The 21,390-nt window shown below is 44.5% G+C and carries 28 protein-coding genes; 6 read left to right on the forward strand and 22 right to left on the reverse strand.

The genetic code is table 11. The features are described from left to right. Positions 1–51: 51 nt before the first annotated feature. The 9 genes from PGW42_RS01025 to PGW42_RS01065 form a co-directional block, all read right to left on the reverse strand. Positions 52–636, reverse strand: coding sequence for a DUF2815 family protein (locus PGW42_RS01025; RefSeq protein WP_270203418.1), 585 nt, complete (start codon positions 634–636; stop codon positions 52–54). A 44-nt stretch (positions 637–680) separates the two neighbouring features. Further along, positions 681–1,904 carry a DUF2800 domain-containing protein gene (locus tag PGW42_RS01030; protein WP_270203419.1) on the reverse strand — a complete coding sequence of 408 codons (1,224 nt, stop codon included), beginning with the start codon at positions 1,902–1,904 and terminating at the stop codon, positions 681–683. An 11-nt stretch (positions 1,905–1,915) separates the two neighbouring features. Continuing rightward, positions 1,916–2,569: a hypothetical protein gene (locus tag PGW42_RS01035; RefSeq protein ID WP_270203420.1), complete on the reverse strand. Its 654-nt coding sequence runs from the start codon at positions 2,567–2,569 to the stop codon at positions 1,916–1,918. Next, the gene (locus PGW42_RS01040; protein ID WP_270203421.1) at positions 2,566–2,988 is read right to left on the reverse strand and encodes a hypothetical protein; all 423 of its coding nucleotides are present in this window, start codon (positions 2,986–2,988) and stop codon (positions 2,566–2,568) included. The genes PGW42_RS01035 and PGW42_RS01040 overlap by 4 nt, the downstream gene beginning before the upstream one ends. After that, positions 2,978–3,526, reverse strand: a complete 549-nt coding sequence (locus PGW42_RS01045) for a DUF7768 domain-containing protein (protein WP_270203422.1) — start codon at positions 3,524–3,526, stop codon at positions 2,978–2,980. Before PGW42_RS01045 ends, PGW42_RS01040 begins: the two co-directional genes overlap by 11 nt. Positions 3,527–3,607: 81 nt before the next feature. Further along, a complete protein-coding gene (locus tag PGW42_RS01050) occupies positions 3,608–4,363 on the reverse strand; it encodes a sigma-70 family RNA polymerase sigma factor (RefSeq protein ID WP_270203423.1) in 756 nt (251 codons plus the stop codon). Between the two features lie 471 nt (positions 4,364–4,834). Next, positions 4,835–5,197: a helix-turn-helix domain-containing protein gene (locus PGW42_RS01055; RefSeq protein WP_270203424.1), complete on the reverse strand. Its 363-nt coding sequence runs from the start codon at positions 5,195–5,197 to the stop codon at positions 4,835–4,837. 468 nt (positions 5,198–5,665) lie between these two features. Continuing rightward, positions 5,666–5,863 (reverse strand): hypothetical protein, encoded by a 198-nt coding sequence (locus PGW42_RS01060; protein WP_161283986.1) that lies wholly within the window; start codon positions 5,861–5,863, stop codon positions 5,666–5,668. Positions 5,864–5,874: 11 nt separating this feature from the next. Then, positions 5,875–6,831 (reverse strand): hypothetical protein, encoded by a 957-nt coding sequence (locus PGW42_RS01065; RefSeq protein ID WP_161283985.1) that lies wholly within the window; start codon positions 6,829–6,831, stop codon positions 5,875–5,877. 355 nt (positions 6,832–7,186) lie between these two features. On the opposite strand from PGW42_RS01065, the gene PGW42_RS01070 reads away from it, so the two are divergent. The 6 genes from PGW42_RS01070 (at position 7,187) to PGW42_RS01095 (ending at position 11,009) form a co-directional block, all read left to right on the forward strand. Continuing rightward, the gene (locus PGW42_RS01070) at positions 7,187–7,681 is read left to right on the forward strand and encodes a helix-turn-helix domain-containing protein (RefSeq protein WP_089984792.1); all 495 of its coding nucleotides are present in this window, start codon (positions 7,187–7,189) and stop codon (positions 7,679–7,681) included. 27 nt (positions 7,682–7,708) lie between these two features. Continuing rightward, a complete protein-coding gene (locus PGW42_RS01075) occupies positions 7,709–8,374 on the forward strand; it encodes an ImmA/IrrE family metallo-endopeptidase (RefSeq protein WP_158575712.1) in 666 nt (221 codons plus the stop codon). Between the two features lie 18 nt (positions 8,375–8,392). Next, on the forward strand, positions 8,393–8,665 hold the full coding sequence (locus tag PGW42_RS01080) for a hypothetical protein (RefSeq protein ID WP_270203425.1): 273 nt from the start codon (positions 8,393–8,395) through the stop codon (positions 8,663–8,665). Between the two features lie 41 nt (positions 8,666–8,706). Continuing rightward, entirely contained in the window at positions 8,707–10,179 is a 1,473-nt protein-coding gene (locus PGW42_RS01085; RefSeq protein WP_270203426.1) for a Y-family DNA polymerase, read from the forward strand. Between the two features lie 11 nt (positions 10,180–10,190). After that, on the forward strand, positions 10,191–10,643 hold the full coding sequence (locus tag PGW42_RS01090; RefSeq protein WP_270203427.1) for a YolD-like family protein: 453 nt from the start codon (positions 10,191–10,193) through the stop codon (positions 10,641–10,643). Positions 10,644–10,817: 174 nt separating this feature from the next. Beyond that, on the forward strand, positions 10,818–11,009 hold the full coding sequence (locus PGW42_RS01095) for a DUF6219 family protein (protein WP_055247149.1): 192 nt from the start codon (positions 10,818–10,820) through the stop codon (positions 11,007–11,009). 65 nt (positions 11,010–11,074) lie between these two features. Here PGW42_RS01095 and PGW42_RS01100 read toward each other — a convergent pair whose 3' ends face one another. From PGW42_RS01100 to PGW42_RS01160, 13 genes are all read right to left on the reverse strand, one after another. After that, a complete protein-coding gene (locus tag PGW42_RS01100) occupies positions 11,075–11,398 on the reverse strand; it encodes a hypothetical protein (protein WP_270203428.1) in 324 nt (107 codons plus the stop codon). A gap of 111 nt (positions 11,399–11,509) precedes the next feature. Beyond that, positions 11,510–12,283 carry a hypothetical protein gene (locus PGW42_RS01105; RefSeq protein ID WP_270235094.1) on the reverse strand — a complete coding sequence of 258 codons (774 nt, stop codon included), beginning with the start codon at positions 12,281–12,283 and terminating at the stop codon, positions 11,510–11,512. 1 nt (position 12,284) lies between these two features. Next, positions 12,285–12,668 carry an SMU1112c/YaeR family gloxylase I-like metalloprotein gene (gene gloA2 / locus PGW42_RS01110; RefSeq protein ID WP_270235102.1) on the reverse strand — a complete coding sequence of 128 codons (384 nt, stop codon included), beginning with the start codon at positions 12,666–12,668 and terminating at the stop codon, positions 12,285–12,287. Between the two features lie 139 nt (positions 12,669–12,807). Beyond that, positions 12,808–13,137 (reverse strand): hypothetical protein, encoded by a 330-nt coding sequence (locus PGW42_RS01115; RefSeq protein ID WP_119250883.1) that lies wholly within the window; start codon positions 13,135–13,137, stop codon positions 12,808–12,810. Positions 13,138–13,201: 64 nt separating this feature from the next. Beyond that, positions 13,202–14,464, reverse strand: coding sequence for a hypothetical protein (locus PGW42_RS01120; protein ID WP_270203450.1), 1,263 nt, complete (start codon positions 14,462–14,464; stop codon positions 13,202–13,204). A 147-nt stretch (positions 14,465–14,611) separates the two neighbouring features. Beyond that, positions 14,612–15,223 carry a VanZ family protein gene (locus PGW42_RS01125; RefSeq protein ID WP_270235096.1) on the reverse strand — a complete coding sequence of 204 codons (612 nt, stop codon included), beginning with the start codon at positions 15,221–15,223 and terminating at the stop codon, positions 14,612–14,614. Positions 15,224–15,229: 6 nt separating this feature from the next. Then, entirely contained in the window at positions 15,230–16,558 is a 1,329-nt protein-coding gene (gene gmhB, locus PGW42_RS01130; protein ID WP_270203452.1) for a D-glycero-beta-D-manno-heptose 1,7-bisphosphate 7-phosphatase, read from the reverse strand. Positions 16,559–16,569: 11 nt separating this feature from the next. Next, positions 16,570–18,015 (reverse strand): lipopolysaccharide biosynthesis protein, encoded by a 1,446-nt coding sequence (locus PGW42_RS01135; protein ID WP_270203453.1) that lies wholly within the window; start codon positions 18,013–18,015, stop codon positions 16,570–16,572. A gap of 29 nt (positions 18,016–18,044) precedes the next feature. Next, a complete protein-coding gene (locus tag PGW42_RS01140) occupies positions 18,045–18,287 on the reverse strand; it encodes an acyltransferase (RefSeq protein WP_270203454.1) in 243 nt (80 codons plus the stop codon). 38 nt (positions 18,288–18,325) lie between these two features. Next, positions 18,326–18,592, reverse strand: coding sequence for a hypothetical protein (locus tag PGW42_RS01145; RefSeq protein WP_270203455.1), 267 nt, complete (start codon positions 18,590–18,592; stop codon positions 18,326–18,328). A 1-nt stretch (position 18,593) separates the two neighbouring features. Beyond that, positions 18,594–19,313, reverse strand: coding sequence for a glycosyltransferase family 2 protein (locus PGW42_RS01150; protein WP_270203456.1), 720 nt, complete (start codon positions 19,311–19,313; stop codon positions 18,594–18,596). 14 nt (positions 19,314–19,327) lie between these two features. After that, positions 19,328–19,723, reverse strand: a complete 396-nt coding sequence (locus tag PGW42_RS01155; protein ID WP_270203457.1) for a capsular biosynthesis protein — start codon at positions 19,721–19,723, stop codon at positions 19,328–19,330. Then, entirely contained in the window at positions 19,716–21,377 is a 1,662-nt protein-coding gene (locus tag PGW42_RS01160; RefSeq protein WP_270203458.1) for a capsular biosynthesis protein, read from the reverse strand. The genes PGW42_RS01155 and PGW42_RS01160 overlap by 8 nt, the downstream gene beginning before the upstream one ends. Positions 21,378–21,390 lie beyond the last annotated feature (13 nt).

Here is a 21,390-nt window from a genome sequence, read left to right on the forward strand (position 1 = left end):
GCCGGAGGACACTCTGGCATCCCCCGGCACGGTTACTTATCTGTATTTCTCTTAGCGAAGGTAATCCGGCAGTTCCTCACCGGCATCGCCGCCCAGAACATCCTCATCGTCCAGCGCGTCAAAATCAGACTCTGCCGATGCCTTGCCGGACAGACGGTCACCATCCTTGACGAACTGTACGTTCCCCAAGCCGGCAGCCACACCGCGGTTGCCATTGGCGTTAAAAGCGTAGAAGTTCACACTGACGTTGCAGTAGCAGCCGGAGTATACCATCATCGGGTCCGTCACAGGCTGGACATGACGATCCACGACCTGCGGCGCATCCTTGCTGGAGGCATTCACAAAGAAATGCTCCTGATAATTCTCATCGTCCGGACGGTCGATGTCACCGTCACGCAGAGGCAGCTTCAGGTTCGGCGGGATCTTACCGCCCCACTTACGGGTCTTGCCATCCTCCTTGGCTGCCTCCACTGCCTTGTGGATCGCCAGCAGGGTCTTCTTGTCCTCCTTCGGGATCAGGCAGGAAACGGAATACTTAGCCTCGCCGCCGTTGATGCTCTTCGGTTCAAAAATGTTTGCGAAAGAGATACGGCACGGAATCACGACCTTAGTTGCACTGGAAATCTTGTTAGCCATAATAAAAATCCTCCATCAATCTGTTTTGTGTATTGCTGCTGCCCTCAGTCGAGGACAGCAAATTCATCTTCCGCAGTCTGCAGATCGACTGCTTCTCTGGGGTCCGAATCCGGGACAAGTGCCAGCTTACCTGGCGGCTTGACCACATACTCTCCCAGAATCTCCTGGAACTTTTTCTTTCCCATGAGCTTTTCAAAGGCTGTCAGGGAGATCAGCTCCGTCTTATAAATATCGGTGTATCCAGCCTTCTCTGCAGCGGCTACCACCGATTTCGTATCAAGGAACTGCCGCTTGCTCCTGCCTTCGACCACCTTATACCCATCCCAGCTGACACCATGATTGATGGCCTCGGAACTGACATAGGCAAAGATAGCTTCGATCCAGGATTCGATACGGTTCAGGGTCGGCAGCATCTTCTCAATGTCTGTCTTGGAAAGCAGTGCCGGGGATTTAAAGGTCGGCACGGAGGTGTCCGGGTCAAAGGATGCTGTTGCATCTGTTTCCTCGGTTTCATCCTCCAGCACGCCGGCATCCAGATCCAGAAACTCTTCTTTCACCAGAGCCATTGCTTCATCGGCACAGGCTTTGCAGGAAGTTCTGGCACGACAGAACCGGCACCAGTCCCCGGGAACCTGCTCGCCTTTTCCTTCAAAGGCCAGCTTTGCCCTCGGTCTGACATAGGTCTCTGCCCAGTCCAGCAGTTCCTCCACACTGCATTCAAACGTTGAGATATTTTCCAGTCTCGGCTGGATAATGGTCATAGACACCTTTTTGATGCTGTACAGATATCCGTAGGCGTGATAAGCACCCAGGGCATATAGCATCATCTGCGGATTATGTTCACAGTTTACGAACACGCCCTTGCCGTTCTTGTAGTCCATAACGTAGAGCGTCCCATCTGCGATGATCACGCAGTCACCGGTACCAAAGCCAGATGGAACCAGGTAGCTGTAATCCAGCCGTTCCTCCACCATGACCAGTGGATGCGGACAGGTCTCCTTGATGCGCTCCACCGTGGAAATGATGAACTCCGCATAGATATCGGTGTTCGCTTCCATCTCCTCATCCTCATATTCAGAGGTTGGGCGCTTCACCCGTTCATGCAGATATTTCCGCAGCTTATACTCGCCCAGCGCATGGGCGGCAGTTCCCTCCTCGGCATACACTGAGGATTCATTTGGAAAGTTCTGCTCCAGCCTTGCAGATGGCGTGCAATTCAGCCACCTCTTCGAACTGGAAGCAGAAAGGATTGCATGTACTTCCGGCATGATGACCTCCCTTAAATCTGGGAGACATCTGCCAGAAATGCTTCGTACTTCTCTGCAGGCAGGTCAGACAGCTGGGCCACACCGTAGGTCTTCAGAAGCTGACCGATCTTCTCGTTGTTATCACGCTTCTTCTTGATCTTGGCGACAATGACCGCCGTGATCTCATCCTTGGTGATCGTCACCGCAGACTGTGTTTCCTCTTTGGTAGCAGGTGTGTCCTTGTCCGTGGTTTTATCAGACGATACTTCTTTTTGGCCGGTATCTTCTTCCCACGGCAGCGCATCCGCATCATCCACCGGATACTCGTTCTCTGCGGTTTCTGAACTCTCGGAGTTCACTGCTTCCTCTGCCTCGCCAGAATCTTCTACCACAGGCACCTCTACGGTTTCCTCGATGGCCGAAGTAGCCGTCTCTTCCACCTTTTTGATTTTCTTGACCGGCTTCTTACGGGGATGCGAAACCGCCGGGCCTTTCTTTTCTGTTACAGGCAGTACCGGCTGCTCTGCCACCGGAAGCTCCAGCTCGTCCTCCGTCTTTGCATTTGCCGCCAGCATATCCAGCTGCTCGGATACGCCGGCAAACATCTGCGCCAGACCGTCAAAGACCTCGACCAGACCGTCCACGACTTTTTTCGGAGCGTTCAAAGCATTCAGTTCGTCCATCATGCGTTTGCCTCCTCTCCGGTTTCTTCCTCATCCCCCCACAGGTCATCCAGATAATCGGCCTGTGCCTTCAGGACTGCCAGAATGACCTTCTCGCACAGACCGGTTTCCTTGTGGATGTGAGCCAGCATCTCATCGAAGTCGATGTCCTCTACCGGGTCATCTGCTTCAGCATCCGGCTCCTGTCCGAAACCGTAGTTGTACGAGGTCATACGCTCATCCATGTGGAGGTGCAGGTTCTTGATGCTGAGCGAAAGGAACGGAACACCAGACGGGCGTGCCGGCATCGGCTTATTCTGCTCCTGAGTTTCCGTTTTTTCCTCTGCCTTGGCAGTAAGCGGAACCTTTACCACCTTGGCATCCTTCAGCATCTCGCTGATCATTTCCTCCAGAGTCATGCTCTTCTCGTTCTTATTCTCCATTGTCTTCCTCACTTTCTGCAGCTTCCTGCTGCTCTTCGGTTTTATCTTCCATTGGTATGTGATACTGCTCGGAAAGTCTCTTCAAAAGCAGTTCGACCATGCGTCCCGGCTCTGGGAGGTTGCAAACAGGCTTCTTCAGCTCATGTGCTCTCTTGATCTCCGCCGCCATCCCCTCGGATATAGTTTCGCCGAACACCCACACTTCATCCGCTGCTTCCAGCCACTCCATTCCGAATCGGATTCCTGTCGCACGCTCCTGTGCGTCCTCATCCTTTAAGAACTGAGTAAAATACAGATGCGGAGCCAGTGGCAGGACTCCAATTGTGGCAAGAATCCTGCAGGCCGTCTTTGCCCTCTGGATGTTTGCCTCCAGCTGCGCCTTCCTGCACGGCGGATCGTTTGCCGTCGGTTGGTACGGCGAGCAGATAAAAATCTTCTTCGGTGCTGATGCCAGCGGGAAACCGCCGGGCGGACGAGCCTCCTTAGAACCTTCTATCTTGGCGGTTGCATTCGCCATATTCATGCGTTCTGCATTCATAGGTTTTTCCTCCTGTCGATGTACTTGAGAGGTGGCCCTCTCATAAAGACCACCGTTTTGGGGCAAAAGTTAAGTAGTTCTTCAAAAACTTTTTCTCATTTTTTTGAGAGCACCCTTCATCGCATAATGGACAGCCGGTTTTGTTATCCCCAGCTCTTCTGCAATCTCCTGCAGCGTCATACCTTTATAGAAGTAAAGCTGGATCACCTCGGTCTGACGCTCAGTGAGCTTGCTCATAGCCGCGTACAAACGGCGAAGCTCCCTGTCAGCCAGCATCTCTGCATTGTCTTCATCCAGAAAATCCACCATAACGGCTGCAGACCAGTCAGAGCCGTCACATTCCAGGGAAACATTTTCTGAATCTGCCACACGCTTATTCAGGTTATGCTCCATCCGACGCTCACCTTCCATCAGCAGACGGACACTCCACTCAACATCCTCGAATGCTTCTGCCGGGATCACCTCGTAGGTCCCATCCGTAAAGTCATAGCGGTAATCGTTGCAGCGATCCACCGCCATGACTGTATGGGAGCCATCCACCTCATACACCGCATAGCCATTCTCATAAGCAGTCAGCTTTGCTCCATTTACCATTGTCTGTGCCACTGCCACCGGCTCCTTTTCCATAAGGGTCTTAAAGGTCGGAAGTTTCTTTTCCACCACAGTATCGATCTTTGTCTTCAGCTCACGCAGGGTGATATGTGCGTTGAGAGCCACCTGCTCTGCAGCCTGTGCCGCGCTTGCTGCCATCTGGCTGACTGCCACCTGCGGTTGATGGATCTCCATCACACCTACTCCACCGTTGATTGCTACTGCTCCAGTCATCATGTTCATCATTGTTTTGTCCTTTCCCCCGGACTTCTGGGAGGGAAGGATACTGAAAGCTCTGGCTTTGAAGAACATACATGGCAGATTCGCCGCATCCTCATGAAACGGACAGACTCTGCGGTCAAAAGGCGCAAAAAGCCCGGTTCTAAAGAAGATTAGAATGATCCCATGTTCAGTCCTCCAGCTCCAGCAAATAGCTCTGCTGTGCTGTCAGATTGCTTATGGTATCCTTCGCCTGCTCTAGAATCGGGCTTACGATATTTTTTTATTTGTCCGAGGTACTGCCGACAGGTGCTTTCGTTTTGGCTCTGTGGGCTTGTCCCTTGAACTGACTATATGATAACAGGATGAGCAGGGAACCACCTCCCCTGCAAATAGGAATCCAGCTCTCAAAAATCCACATATTTGTAGATTTTTCTATCGAGCTTCTAAAAATGGGCAAAAAAAATCCACACCGCCGTTTTTTCTCGACCGTGTGGATCATATTGCCATCTTTAATGCTTCGTTCTGTGCCATCATACGCGCCATCTTCAGCAGCATCTCCTTGTTCTCTGCATTCAATCCTGAGAACAGCTTGCTCATCTCATCATCTTCTGGCTCTGTATGTACCTGCACCCGCTCCGGCATCAATGAGTCAACCGGAACCTCCAAATTCTCTGCTATGTCGATGAGAGTTTGAACTCCCATCTCGACTTCACCTTTTTCGTATCGGGAAATGACCTTGTTGCTGCAGCTTCCGCCCATTTCCTCTGCAAACTGCTCCTGGGTCAGTTTCGCCGCCTTTCGTGCTTTCTTTATGTTCTCGCCAATGATTTTCTGATCCGATTTCCAGACTTTCGCCAACAAGGTCACCTCCTTCCTCTTTCGTGCTTCTACTTCATAATATCCTGTTTGTGTCTTTTTTGACATCGAAACAGATTGCGTATTTCGCGCTGAAATCTGCAATTTCACTACAGGTTTTTGTCAGAATTATGTACATTAACGATTCTGCTGTGATTTTTACTCCTAGAGAACAAAAAAGCCGGAACAGACAGAATGACACACTTATCCCTTGGTTGTATAGCATTGCTATATCCTAAATATTATCCAAGTTGTAAGTATGTAATCCTGTCTGCTCCGGCTCCACTCTTTGTGGTTTCCAAGCCACATGGTATTGCTCACAAGCAGCAGTGAAATGCACAGATGTGCTAAATATAAATCTGGTTTCCTCTGATATTCAGTGCGATTAAGGCTCATGCCTGCGCAATAATTGATAGGGCTTCTCTACCTTCTATTGCGGCCGCACTGCAGGGTCACCTAGAATATCTGCTATTAAAAAATTCTATCTTTTATCTCTTTGTGACGTCTCATTTTCCCCCGATGTCCATGTATAGGATCATGCACCTTGAGAATAAATTCCCGCATGGATATGCTACAATTTTTCGTAACAAGGCGAACATCACCATCGCCAGTTTGGCACTTGCAGAATAATTGTCCATCTTCATTTCTAATCTCATATTCACTTGCCATAGACTGTCCTCCTATTCTGGATCATCAATGTCATCATCCCACCAAGCAGCATCATCTGTCTCCTTTTCTTCCGGCTCTGGTAGTGGGGTAAATACTGACTCACATTTTGCCTCACCAATCCAAGGAACCATAAATTCATCATCTACGTCTCCTGTTTCCAAATTGATGAGAATAATTGTTACTTCAATTTTCAAATAGCATTGTTCAAGCCTCTTCTGAATCTCACAGAACGCCTCGCTATCGTTAACTACTATTGATACTCGATCATATTTATACTGATAATCAGCAAAAAGTCCAGCAACCCTCGACAATCGTCTCATAACATTCATTGCTTTCATCGCACCAATATGTGCGTTTACTCCGTGAGGTGGAGTTTGCACTCTACAAAATTCAAACCCCCAAATGCCATCTCCCCTCGGAATAGCATCGGTTTTGAGTTCCATATCAAAGACGAAACCTCCTGCAATCGTCCTATGATATTCCGGCTCTAAACGAGCCACACTATATCCCCTGTTTAAAAGCGCCTTGATAATAATATCCTCATAGACACTTTCTATCTCCGTGCCATGAGCCAATCGATTCCGCATATTCCCCGACGAGCACATTCCATGTGCCTGCATCAGCATCTCAAACGTAATCCCACAATTCTTATCAGCGTGCGCCGCAATGTCTGCAATTAAACTATCCGAATTTGCACCCGCTGTTTTTTTGTTCACAATTCTGGATAGAGTCGAAGCGTTTACACCAATTTCCTCTGCAAACTGCCTCATACTCCGCTCAGGTCCCTTAGCTCTAACAACATACTCTGCCAGCAGATCCTTATCGGGTGGTTTTATCCGGCTGTACTGTGTTGCCAAGTTCCTATAGATTATATTTAATGGTAGCCCCTGACGAAGTGCCTCCTGGACGTTCTCCGGGTACCGGCTGATTTCTTCTTCGCTCAGAGCCACTTTCTTCTGGTCATCCATCTTATCGCCTCCAATCGCTCATGTTGCATCTGTTGCGTACATTTATTATATGCAACAGATAATATCTTGTCAATATGTTACGCAAAATTTATTGCATATTGTTGCCTTGTGTTGCGTATCATGTTTTTGATGCATCACCAACAACTTATCTTCATATTAAAATCTTTTGCTATCACCTCTTGACTTATACAACCTTCTATTGTATTATAGGAACAGAAGTTCACGAACTGTTGTTCTTAGTATATAGGAACAGTTGTTCCTTGTCAAGTAGGCTTTACAAAAAAAATTGCTGCTTCTCACCGGCAACTTTCCCTTCCGGCAAAAAACAGCAAAATATCCCACATGGAGGCATGACATGAAAAAAGATACGAACTTACTAGACACACAGGATGTCCGGGCTGAGGCAGCCACTGCACTTACACCGAATGCAACCAACGGCGAAAAGATCAAAGCTCTGCGAACCGCACAAGGTATGAGCATGGCCGAACTCTCCAGACGAGCATCCATGTCTGATCGTGCCATCCGCTATATCGAAGCCGGCGAACGCGAACCAAGCGTGGACGCAATCCAGAAGATTGCTGCTGCTCTTGGTGTCACGACCGACTACTTTATGGATGATGCCACCTTCCAGAAGGAACTCAGCGATGACCAATTCTACGCTGATGTCCGTAAGAAGTATGGCTCCCGCGGTGTAGCGCAGGCAAAGAAAATAAAAGAACAGACCTCTGCCCTTTTTGCAGGCGGCGAGCTGTCCGAAGAAGATCAGGCTAATTTCATTAAGGAAATGGAAGCCCTCTTCCTTGACGCAAAAGAAGAGGCAAAAAAGTTTACTCCTAAAAAATATCTGTAATTGAATTGCAGAGGAAAGGAGTCGCTGTTGGACAACTTTGCTATTACTGCCGCCGACGCTGTAAGCCGCCGATACAAAAGCAATGACCCGGAAGCTATCATTGCCCAGCGCGCCATTAAAATTAAAGACATCCGGTTCTGCGAAGAGCTCCTTGGGTTTTACACGGTGCTTCTAAATTGCGAATACATCGGCATCAATCCAAACTGCTCAAAGCAGCAACGCAGATCCGCACTGGCTCATGAACTTGGGCACGCTATCTTTGACCGGAAACATGCGGCATCCGGTCAGGCTTTCCAAGATACATATTTTTATAGTCTCAGCAACGCAAAAGCAGAACGCAGGGCGAATACGTTTGCTGCTGAACTGCTGTTGTCAGATGATGATGTACTGAAACCAATCGGCTTCTATGAATTCAACGCTGACAGGCTTCAGATGGAGGCTTCTCTGCCACCCCACTGCTCCAGCACATACCGTGCCTTGAAATATCACGAGCTTCTGCAGGACTTTCAATACACGCATACAGGATTCGCCACCCTTGAGGAGATCGCACAGGTGGCTGGAATCGAAAAAAACTTTGTTGATTTTAAACTGAACATTCTTACCGCAAAAGGGTACCAACTTCCTGCTGTGCCAGAGCTTAAGAGCAACTTTCTGAAAGATTCCATGAAGAATTGCTCTAAAAGCTACGATTAAACATGGAGGTGACTGCTTATGACAAAAGAACGAGTCTATGTAAAGGTATCCTCCGACTTTGATTCTACAGGCTATATGCAGCCGACATCGATCACATGGTCGGATGGACGTACCTTCCCAATCGAAACAGTGCGCGACTTCCGTCCTGCCGGGACTGCCGATAACAGTTACTCCGGTGACTGCTTTACTGTACTCATCCAAGGGCAGGAAAAGCACCTGTTCTTTGAGCACCTTGATCCACGCTTCAACGGTCGGTTAGGCCGGTGGTTCGTCGAGAGAGCCGGACATTAACAGCAAAATAACACGAGCACATAGAAAGGGGGAATCACACGATGCAACGCACATATCTTGCGATAGATCTTAAAAGCTATTACGCGAGTGCGGAATGCGCCGCTCGTCACCTCGACCCGCTTACCACAAATCTGGTCGTGGCAGATTCCTCCCGCACTGAGAAAACTATCTGTCTCGCTGTGTCTCCTTCCCTGAAAGCCTATGGCATTCCGGGTCGCGCCAGACTGTTCGAGGTCGTGCAGAAGGTCAAAGAGGTCAATGCGAATCGGTTAAGGGAAGCGGTACGATTAAGAAAAGCTATGTATAAGGACGGTAAGCCATCCTTCTCCTCTGCCTCCTATGATTCCTTATCCCTTGCCGCCGACCCGTCACTCGAACTCTCTTACCTTGTTGCACCGCCTCGGATGGCGTATTATGAAAAGGTGTCGCGGCAGATTTACGGCATCTATCTGAAATACATCGCGCCAGAGGACATCGTGGTATATTCCATTGACGAGGTATTTATCGATGCCACCTCGTACCTATCCCACTATAATATGACCGCACACGACCTTGCCATGACAATGATCCGGGAAGTGCTTTATACGACCGGCATCACTGCCACCGCCGGGATTGGTACCAATCTATATCTGGCGAAGCTGGCAATGGACATCACTGCCAAACACGCTGCGCCTGACAAGGACGGAGTCCGCATCGCTGAACTGGATGAAGAGAGCTTCCGCTATCTCCTCTGGGATCACAAGCCGCTCACAGACTTCTGGATGACTGGTCCCGGCACCGTCAAGCGGCTAGAAAAGCACGGCATCCATACGATGGGCGAGCTGGCCTATTTCAGTACCGTCAATCAGGATATCTTATATAAGGAATTCGGTGTTGACTCCGAACTGCTGATTGATCATGCTTGGGGGCTGGAACCCTGCGGTATGAAAGAGATCAAGGCCTACAAGCCCAGCACCAACAGCATCTCCGAAGGTCAGGTACTCTCCTGCCCTTACCCATATGACAAAGCCAGAATCATTGTCATGGAGATGGCTGACAGCTTAGTATTACAGTTGACGGACAAAGGTCTGGTTACGGACAGCCTGACACTGGATGTGGGCTATGACCGTGAAAACTGTGACAGCGGCAAGTACAGAGGTCCGGTACACATTGACCACTACGGCCGCACTGTTCCGAAAGGTGCTCATGGCAGCACAAAACTGGATAATCCGACCAACCTCGGAAGCATCCTGATATCTGCCACAACTGAGCTGTTCGAGAGAATAGCTGATAAAACCCTGACGGTAAGACGGATCACAATAGCTGCCAACCGTGTGATCAAAGATGAGGGATTCTTCCAAGTTGACCTATTCACGGACACGACCAAGTTGGAAAAAGAGAAAAAGCTGCAAAATGCGATGCTGGGTCTCAAGAAGAAGTTCGGCAAAAACGCCGTACTAAAAGGAACTAACTATCTGGATGGTGCAACGATGAGAGAAAGAAATCAGCAGATAGGCGGCCACAAGGCCAAGTAAGGAGGGAGAACATGGACTACAAGAACACACCGGAAGGCAGGGCCGTCCAAAGTAAGTATGGCAAAATCCTCCATGCCTCCCGCCCGGAGCCGCCACATAATCATCCCCGTATGCCGATGTCAAATCGAGCTAAAATCTTCTCTCCGTTTGCCGCCTTACGAGGCTATGAGGATGAGATTACTTCCGAGGGCAGAGATCACCTTAAAGGAAATAGAATCGAATTGTCTGAAGAAGGTAAGGAAGTTCTAAATCAAAAGATCAGCCAGCTTTGGAAAGGTCAAGAGATCACAATAAAATATTTCACGGACGGCTACTATGAAGATATAGCCGGAGTACTGGATGCTGTGGATGTGATAAACAAAGAACTACGAATTTACACAGGATTTATAAATGATACCGGCAAAGAGCTGCCGACCATTATTGCATTTGAGGATATATTAGAGATTGGGGTGAATATGACTTGAACTACTACTTTTGCGATTCCTGCCGCTACTGCTTCTCTGCTGAGAAACTGCCGGATCGATGCCCCGACTGCGGAGCGGTAGCACACGATAATAAAAAGGCAGTACGGCCGGCGAGTAAAACGGAAATCGAGGAATTGCTCAAAATACAGAAAGAAGATAAGGAGGACACACAAAATGAAAGCACATAAATATTGGTCACTTGGCGCACTTGCCTGCATGGCAGGATGCTTCTACACGGGCTGCAAAAAGCTGATGCAGGCTCACAAGTATTTCGCTTGTGGCTCTCTGGTCTGCATGGGTATGGCAATCTACTCAGGCCACAAAATTGCACCGAAGAAGAAAAAAGCTGAAAAGCCTGAAAAATAAGAACACACGCCCTCGCCGTAACAAGCGAGGGCTTTTTTGAAATTCAGGAATTCATTTTATTTCCGTCACAAACTATATACTTCCATCATGAGTCGTATTCCGACTTTCAGACCTTCCTCAAAAGCGGTCTTCTCCCATGTGCAGCACACCGTCCCCTGCCGGTCCATAATCTTCTCCCAGAGTGGAATCTTATCTCCGACGTAGTCATCTACCAGCCTATCCATACCTTCCAAGCCACGCAACCATTCTTCCAGTTCCTTTTCTTTTTCCTTTGCTGTCTTCCCGGCAACTGTGTTTTTCTCTACTGGGTTGTTTTCCGTGTAATGCTCGTAGATCAGATCCAGCAGATTCTCCACTGGCGGGTAATACTTCGGCTCTGTTTTTTTCAAATACTCCTCCAGCATTTCCTTCAATTTTTCTATAATGCTACCATCCTTCCCAACTGAGATTCACATCCTCAGTTACGGCACATCTTACCGTAGACTTTTGCACATAGCAACCTATTTTTTGCAGTCTTTCGGATGCCCCATCTTCTCCTTCACTTCATCCGGCACATCGATCAATCCGAACCGATAGAATATTCCGTAGATGTAAGTCACTCCCCGGATATCGCCCAGAGCTTTCGGGCGGTCTACCACTTCTCCTTTAATATTCTTCAGCGCCAGCAGCACTGAACTCCACGCTAGACTTTTACTCTTCTCCCGGCGGTCAATCCACAGCTCTTTTGTGTACTCGCCATTCCTACCTTTTTTAATTTCGTAAGAGAATGGTAAGCCAGAGTAGGTTTTGAATTTCACACCAGCATAGGCCAGAACCGCTCCCCAGAAGCTCTCTTCTGTTGGCTCATCCCTCCACCGCTTCATTGCTCTATATCTCCGCTGCCGCTCTGCTCCGACACTGATCTTCCCTTTTTCTGCTGTGCTTGGGAAGTACACACCTTTCCGATATGGCAGGTACGAGGTGACGGAGGCTTTGGAAAGTTTCAGAGTGTTTGCAGTTGAGAGTATAGAGGTTTTGTAGTCTTGTGTTTCACGGTATTCTTGAAAGGTAGCTTGCACCTTCTCCGCCACTTCAGATTCATACACATCGGCCGTGATGAGCAGCTTTCTTACTTTGATGGGGTTAAGGTTTAGAGCATCTGCAATGGCCTGCAAGGACATCTCAGAATCATAAAGTGCCACAGCACTTTCCATCTGCTCTTTCAGATTTTTCCCGGCATCGTACTCTGGCTTCAACTTCTTCCGGCCACCGCCTGGTTTTCTTGTTTTCTTCATTTTACTCGTGCAGCTCCAACGGCAGTCCGTCCGGGTCATGGAAGAAAGTCATCTTCTTGTCGGTGTAATCATCCACACGAATTGGCTCACATTCAATGCCTACCTCCGCCAGTTCATTCACTGTCTGCTCCACGCTCTCAACGCAGAACGCAAGGTGACGCAGCCCACAGGCCTCCGGGCGGTTCACACGCTTCGGAGGATTTTCCTCAGCGAAAATCTCCAGCTCCGTGTGTTCATTGACACGAAGATCCAGCTTCCAGTCCTTACGCTCCGGGCGGTAGTTTTCCCGAATGACAGCAAAGCCCAGCTTGTTCACATAGAACTCCCTTGCGGCTTCGTAGTCGGATACGATGATCGCGATGTGGTGTATTTTAGATAAGTTCATTATTCTCACACTCCATCTCTTTAATTCTCATTTTATTTTCGTTATAAACTATATATCAACCCTCAAAATATACCGTGTGCGCTCCAGCTCCTGGAGGAGCCTGTGTTCCACACACGGCATTTTTTTCTTGGGTTCTTGTTTATTTCAGTTTAGCGAGGATCTCATCGGCACTCATGCCCGCGGCAAGCAATTTCTTTAGAACGGATTCCGCCTCTGCTTTCTTTGCTTCCTCTGCGGCCTTAGCATCTTCCTTTGCCTTCTTCGCTTCCAGGGATGCCACTTCTTTTTCGGCCTTCTTCAAAGCAGTCTTCTTCTCTTTTAGGTCAGCCTTCAAAGTGTCAATGTTGGCAGTGATGGATGCGATCTCAGATGCGAGTGCTTCCTTTGCGGACTGCTTTTCTGCAATCTGCGTTGCAAAATCAGCAGTCACAGTTTTGAGCTTATTCTTGCTACCTTTAGTTCTGGGCATAGGTGATAACCTCTTTCCTTTTATAGTTGTTTAAGTATAGCACTGTGTGGATATGAGGGCAACATTATACTGCGCCATTGTAGTGATACTGAGTTATGCTTCCAATAATAGGCACTGCATCATGAATATTGAAAAGGACCACATTTTTTCCTTTTATTCTGTTAGTTCTCGTACACGGATAGATAATACCCGTTATTCCTTTTCCCTCAAGATATTTAGCCAGAATTTGAAAAGATTTATAGGCTTTTTCTTTACCATCGGCATCATTTTCATCAACTTTTTTGTAGATACAACTACAAATGAGTTTTAGAATTTGCTTCACACTATTCTTTTCAATAAGAGATCTATCTAATGGATGTGCTTCCATTGTTTGCTCAATCCGTCTTCTGACATAACCTTGATCATCTCTATGTCTAAGCAGATCTTCATCCGATAAAAGAAGATCAAGCATAGAATGGACATGATTATTTGCTTGACTCTCTATATCACGCCGTATTGAATACAATTCTATATCATTATACGACAAATCTAAAATCCGGCCACCATTTACCGCCTTGAATCTACAGAAACATGTATCAACTGCACTCTTCAATTTACATTCAAGCAGACATATATACTGTCCTACTTTGAGTTCTGCATTATAGTCTAAATCTTCTGTTCCGTAAGAGAGATACAGATATGTCTTTCCAGGAGGATTCCATCTATTCTGTGCCTTGTTTGGCCACGGTATAAATCTATCTTCATTACACATCGTCTCCGTAACCATTCTGTAAAGAACATCTGTATCAGCAAGTGAACAGATAAATTCTGCTTCGTATTTCTCTATTGCATTTGTAAATATATCATCAAAAAGCTCTATGAACGTCCTGCTTCCATCATCAGATTTCAGAACCTCACTCCACTTTTCATCAATTATACTTCTTGCTCCTGCAATTTGGATAGAATCTATTATTCTATCATAGATTTCTTCATCTGTAACTCCAATAATAAGTCTTTTACTGTACAGATGCTTTACATAGTCAATTATCGTATTCTGATTCCAATATTCTTCTGGCGAAAAGATGTCCGCTAAAACCTTCGTTAAGATATTCAGTCTAGTAATCAGCTTCCACAACTTTTCTGTATTGTTTTTCCATAAATATCGTCGAATGCAATGGCTGAGACATTTCAATTCATCTTTACAATTCGGCGAAAAATTTTCAATCTGTTCTAATTCATCTAGCATAAGTGCATTATAATCGATAGGTGCTACTCTCACAGCGTCTCCCTGATGCACTTTTTGCCAACACATTGAATCAAGTAGTCGAGAAACTTCTCTAACCTCCATACTTTTCACCTTCTATCTCTCATTGTTATTCCTTCACATCTCAGCCGATCATAAGATCGTTGCCTACTGCTCACCACGAAGAGGTGTGTGATTATCAGAGCAGCGCAGGGAGCTACCGCTCCCAGTATATCACAATTTCATCCAGTTTTACAGCCGCTTTCTTGCCTTCATCAACGCACAATACATCAATCCGCCTAGCACTCCGCCGACTGTGTTATAGAAGATGTCTGATAGCTGGAGTGTTCCCAAGCGAAGCAATAATTGTAGCATCTCAATACTTACAGAAAAGATAAATGCTATCTTACCGCTTTGCCACAGTATCTTCTTCCAACTGTTTCCTATCTTCTTTCCGAACGTCCACATCACTATAGCTGAAAACGGCACCATCATGATCACGTTCTCGATGCACTCGGTGGTCAGCTTCTGTTCGCCGTTCACGGTCTCCCAGATGCCCCAGCCACCCATGACATCGGATAAAGGATTCATCCACAGCTGACGGTTTAACAAGGTTCGGAACAGAATAAGTGAAGTCACAAAGGCCAAGAAGAATAGTTTTCTGAAGAACACGCTCTCTTTGAACTTCTGATACCAGGTCACTATGGCATTCTTCCAGCCTTTGCCTGCTCCAATAGATTCATAAGCATAAAGATAGAAAAACATGGCGAGGAAGGAAAGCAGGAGTGAGAACCCAAACGGCTCATAAAGAGCTGTCAGGATGTTTGTGATGATCTTATTTACTACTTCTATACCTTTATCCATTGCATCTTACAGATATTTCTCTGTAAACTCCAGTACAGAGGACAGTGTGTCTACATGTCCAAAATCTTCATTCTTGGCATCTGTTCCATCTCCATTAACCAGAACTGCTTTGCATCCAGCCGCCAATCCAGCTTTAATATCATTCTCACCATCGCCAATCATATAGCTCTGACTCAGATCGATATTATAATCGCCAGCCGCTTTCAGTAGCATTCCCGGCTTCGGTTTACGACAATCGCATTCAATCTTCAATTCTGGTACTTCACCTTCATATCCCTTGTGTGGATGATGAGGGCAATAATAGATTGCATCAAGGTAAGCTCCCTGCAAGCCGAGTTCTGTTTCCATCTTATTGTGGATTTCTTCCAGTTCTTGAAACGTCACCTCTCCTCTAGCAATAACAGGCTGATTTGTGACTACAATTGCAAGATAACCAGACGCATTGATTTTCTTGATTGCCTCTGCCACGCCATCAATCAACTCAAAGTCATTAATGTTTCTAAGGAACCCAACATATTTATTGATCGTACCATCCCGGTCGAGGAACACAGCCTTCTGCTTGTTTGAAAGATTCTTAGCCGATACTCTTCCTGCTTTGAAATCCTCTTCAACCTGATGGAAGCGATCTGGTGTTCCCATATCCTTTACATACTCTGGCGAATCATAGCAGAACATCTTACCAGTTCCAGCCAACGGTTTCAAAAGCTGACGATCTAAATCAACTTTTACAGTCTTTCCTGTTATCTCATCCACAGTGCCGATTTTATCTGCATCAATTGCCACCATATCAAGGACTTTAGGATCAATCACATGCAGACCTGCATTGACTCTATTTTTATAATATGTCGGGCGAGCATCTTCCTTCGCCAACCAAGATTGAACCGACATATCTTTTTCCGCAATGATGAGCCCGCTATCATACGGATGGTTATTCGGATGGGTGAACAATGTCACCAATCCACCATGCTCCTGATGGAATCTAACCATTCGGTTAAAATCTACATCAAAAACGGCATCTGCATTCAGAAGTAGAAACGGTTCATCCCCCAGTTGCTCTCGCAATTTAAAAAGTGCACCTGCATTTCCAAGCGGTGTAACTTCATTGTAGTACTGGATTGACACTCCAAGTTTAGAGCCATCTCCAAAATGGTTCATAATTTTGTCTCCCATATGGGAAATAGTCATAATGATATCTTTAAATCCCTGATCTCTCAACGAGACAATCTCTCGTTCAAGAACCGGAACACCTTCAATTGGAATCAAAGGTTTCGGAATATCAGGAAACAATTCAGATATTCGAGTTCCTCGCCCTCCGGCCATTATCACTGTTTTCATTTTGCTTCCTCTTACTTTCCAAGAACAGATTTTACTATTCTATAAACACGTTTTCTATAAATAATGAGTGCAACAAAGGCTACAATCAAAATAGTATATTTCAGCCATAACAATTTGTTAATAAATGTAATCACAACACCCGCAAGCACTACACCTATCGAGATTGCAAGAAGTCCTTTAACATCATAAAGCTGCGTACCGTTTAAAACTTCCGTGCACACCTTTTTGTAGAACAAATAATGAATAAAGCAAAATAATGCATAGCAAAAGAACGTAGTATAGGCTGCGGCTTGATACCCGCAAAGTTTTATGAAAATATAATTCAGAATCAAATTAAGCACTGCACATAGGATTGACGGAATAACAACCGTTAATTTTCTTTCATAATATTCCTGTACTCTTGCAAACAGTTGGAACATATAGTTAAAGTAGACACCTATACAAATCGGAATAATTACATCAACACTATCAATATACTTTGTTCCGCCAAATATCAACACAATTTCTCTGCTAAAAAGCATAATTACAGCTAACATTGCAGCGACAAAAAACAAAACCTGATCCGCTCTCTTAGCCATAACTTTATATTCGCCAGATTTCAATTTCTGATATTGGTATGGCGCGAAAGTAGCGTTAATTGCATTTGTAATAAGGTTTATCAAACTTCCTGCGGAATATGCAATACTATATAGGGCCACATCACTTGGGCCACATAAATAGTTAATCATAATCTTATCGGAACTTTGTAAAACAAATTCTGACAAATAGTGTGGCATCAGCGGGATACAAAATCCTAATGAAAACAGCCAAATTTTCTTGTCATAGAATTTCTTTCCTTTTTTAAACACTGAACAATACAGCACTATTCCTATCAGTGCCATTACAATTGTGTTCGAAAGAACTCTCGCTTCTGCAGTAGGACTGACAAAAACTACTGCAACAACTCCAAATAGGGTCGAGCCAACTGTGGACAACAGTGTAACAGCCACGAGTGTTTTATAATCATAGATATATCTTTTGTATAATGACCAGCATTGAACAACAGCTTGGAAAATAAAACTAGCAAAAAGGCAGCAGACCAGTTGAGGGGACAACCCTAACCATTCTGCAACCAAATTTCTAAAACTTATTCCAATAACCAGCCATGTTAAAGACAATACTAATTCTAATCCACATACTGCTGACAGAACCATTTCCTGGTTCTCGTATTTGACATACAAGTTCATCATAGCCTTATACAGGCTAAGCGTAACAAGCATCATCAATACGGTTTCCCACGAAAGATATGTGCTATATAGGCCATAATTTTCTGTTGAAAGCAACCGCGTAAATATAGGGGTTGCTATCATACTAATACCACGCTGTAAGAAGCTACACACGGTAAACCAAAATGCTGCTTTAACAGGTTTAGACATTCCTATATACTTATTTTTTATTGTTTCTACTGTGTGTTGCATCCACCTATCCTCATTTCTTCATTGCAGTATTATAACTTTTTATATAGACGTGCTGGTCTTCCAAAATAAATGGCATTGTCTTCAAGATCAGTTGTTACAAGAGAGCCTGTTCCAACAACTACACCTTTTCCAATAGTCACTCCGGGCATTATTATTGTGTCAGCGCCAATCCAAGAGCCAGAACCAACCACAATACGTTTTGTAATCCCCTTAGCTGCGCGTCTGTTTTCATCGCCAATTTCATGTGTTCCATTAATAAAATGGACATTCATAGCAATATTACAATTTTCACCGATTTCAATGTCATCTCCTAAATCAAACCAGCAATTGTAATTAACGAATGTCCCCCCCCAACGGACAATTTTCCCGGTCCGGGACCCAGAAAGATTCTTGGAGAAAGATAACAATTTTTCCCAATTCTATTTCCAGCTAGACGATATAAAATGGGTCTGAGTTTAATCGGGCATGCCACTCCTGCAGCAAGCCAATTCTGAAGAAGGTCCGAACAAATAAGTTGTATTCCTTTTCTAGCTTCCTTTAGTCGCCGTTGAACTCCTCTTATTACTTTTTCAAACATCTTAATTCTCCTGTAAAAAAACTTGCAGTTCCTCCGGTGTTCCCAAAACATGAACCTTCTTTGCATCAACAATGCTGATTGTTACGGGCATACCTTTTTCAATCATAAAATTGTAAAGAGGAGCAATATACTTCTCGTTTTTCTCTAAGTGACTCTCATCTGCGTAATACTCCTCATAGAGTTCCTTGTACAATTTAGCAGATGAGAAATAATAAGCACCTAATGTACAATTGTCAGAGATACGCTTCTTTTCTCGTACTTCTACAGCTTTTCCTTCCGAATTCAGCTTTACAAAACTCCAATGATCTCCATCTGCATGGAAGCACGGGATATGTCCGTCGCCTGAAATATCTTCATATTTCATTTCATTGGGCTCTACATAAGTATCAATATTGTACACCATAATGGAATCATTCTCGTCACAGTAAGGAATTGCCAGCATACAAGTCGTTGCCTGTCCATCCGTCATATGATCCAATTCAACAATTTTCACGTCATGAATTCCATATGCAGCACAATGCTTCTTAATAAATTCCTCTGCATGATCTTCCGCTCTGACAACAAACACATATCTGTCGACATGCTTATTATAACCAACCAAGCTGTCCATAGACCAGTCAAACAGAGTTTTACCTTTAGCTTCAATCATATATTTGGGGCAATTATATCCTACTTTCCGAAAACGGCTACCCAAACCTGCCATTGTAATTATAATGTCCATTTAGCTTCTTCCTCTCAATCTTTGCATTTAGATTTATTGCAAATTTCATTCAACTCATCCACTGAGCAGTTTAGGAATTCATCCGGGCGAACGGTTCTATCATCGACATAGAAACCTTTATGTCCTGGCCACGGTTTGCCGTATAAAATTTCATCGTATGGAATGTCCCACTTGTCCAGCCACGATAACAACACTTTCGCAGTGTTTTTATTAATCAGCCCTATATTCCCGTTATAGGAATTCATATTTCGAGATGTAAATAAAACAATTCTGGCCCCGTTATCATGGTAAAATTTCAATTTTTCCACCATTTCTTTGTACGGAACTAAGTCCTCATACTTTTCATCTTTTTTCTTAATCGGGCACAATGTCCCGTCTATATCAAAAACAAACGAATATTCATCAAACATCCTTTTCTTCTCCTTCAACCTGTATATTAACCACTCTATTTAGAATTTCCAATCCAGTTCCCAGCATAACCATTTGGTGTCTAATGCTCTCACCATGAAGTGGGATCATGCTCAGGAAGAGCAACGCTTCTATTAGTTCGACTTTTCTGAGATCATTGCCGATTTCTGCCGCAAACGTATCCAGAAACACTTTATACAAATCAAATTCTCTCTTACGATCTTGAATGCAATAATTAATGCAGGATGTCTCGGTGTTATAATCAAGATCGAATAAATCTTTTATAATAAAATCATATTTTCCATCTACACTATGGAACAATTTTGCGAGTTCATAGCGGAAATCACCGTAGATATCATATGTGCCAAATTTACCGCGCGGATCAATCACTTTAATAAAAGAAAAATTTGAGTCCACCATAATATTGGCGAAGCACAGATCTCCGTGAATAATACTAAAAGTATCCACATCATATAGCATCTCTGGTATTGCCTTTTTTAATGCTACAATGACCTTCTCCAAAGGCCGATATTTCTTTCCATTCACTGTTATCGGTGACTCAAAGAAAGTTAAAAATCGTTCATCTTTCTTCATCTTTTCAAAGCGCTGCAGAGTTTTCGTCAAATACATCTCTTCCAGTGCCAATCGGATACTTGCATCCTTCACCGTATAGCGTTTGAAGTCATCGCACACAAAGCGAATTCGATTAAAAATATCTACCCATTGCTGCAATGTCAAATCGCCATAGAGAAACAACTCATGGACAGTATGATATGCATAATACTCCATAGAAACATATGGATTAACATAAGATGTTGAATAATCAAAAATTCTAGGTCTGACATACTCAACATCTGCAGGCAGCTTTAAATACCATTTAATCTCACCGATAAACTTATCCTTATCATCACTTGTCTTTTTCAGTATGCCGCGGTTTTTATCAATTGTAATATGATTAAACTCTCTAGCGCGCACCTCAAGTTTTGAATTATAGTACTTATCCTCATGTCCAATGTCAAACCAATTGTGCGTCAATACTGCTTGCATAGGATGTTTCTGGCTATAAAGTTCTAGTGCATGATAAAAAGAGTTCATTTTTTTATTCTTTTTTTGAACTGCATCTCTCAAGCACTCTCTAAAATCATGTGTATTAGTAATTTTGAAGACACCAACAAATAGTTTCTTCTTTATTTCCTCATTTATAGCTTCCTTGTCATATATATGTGTGATTTTCCCGCTTTCTTCATCAAAATATGTCCAAGTCTCCGACATATAATCTTCTTGATAGAAAACCGCATCACCGCAAATATCAGTAATTGGATCCATGACAATAGTATCTGCAAAATTAATTACAACAGGCTCATCTATATCTTCAATAGCATAAAGAATAGTGTAACCAAGATCCTTAAGTTCCGGCAACCTTTTTAACTTAATCCCATTTCCAAGTACTTTTCTCAATCGTCTTTCAACTTTATCTGCATTTTCATAACAGATAATATCTACTTCTGTGTGTAAATTTTTATATTGATCATAAATATAATCAAATGTTATTCTCTGATTAATCGGGTAAATAATAGCAGGCAACTTTCCTAATTTTTGTAATTCTTCAGGTACGAGCTTTGCACTAGGAATAATTACCCTAAAATTCTCTGCCATATAGCTATACTCC

The sequence above is a fragment of the Coprococcus sp. TM115-187 genome (assembly GCF_027679115.1).
Taxonomy (GTDB): Bacteria; Bacillota; Clostridia; order Lachnospirales; family Lachnospiraceae; genus Allocoprococcus; species Allocoprococcus comes.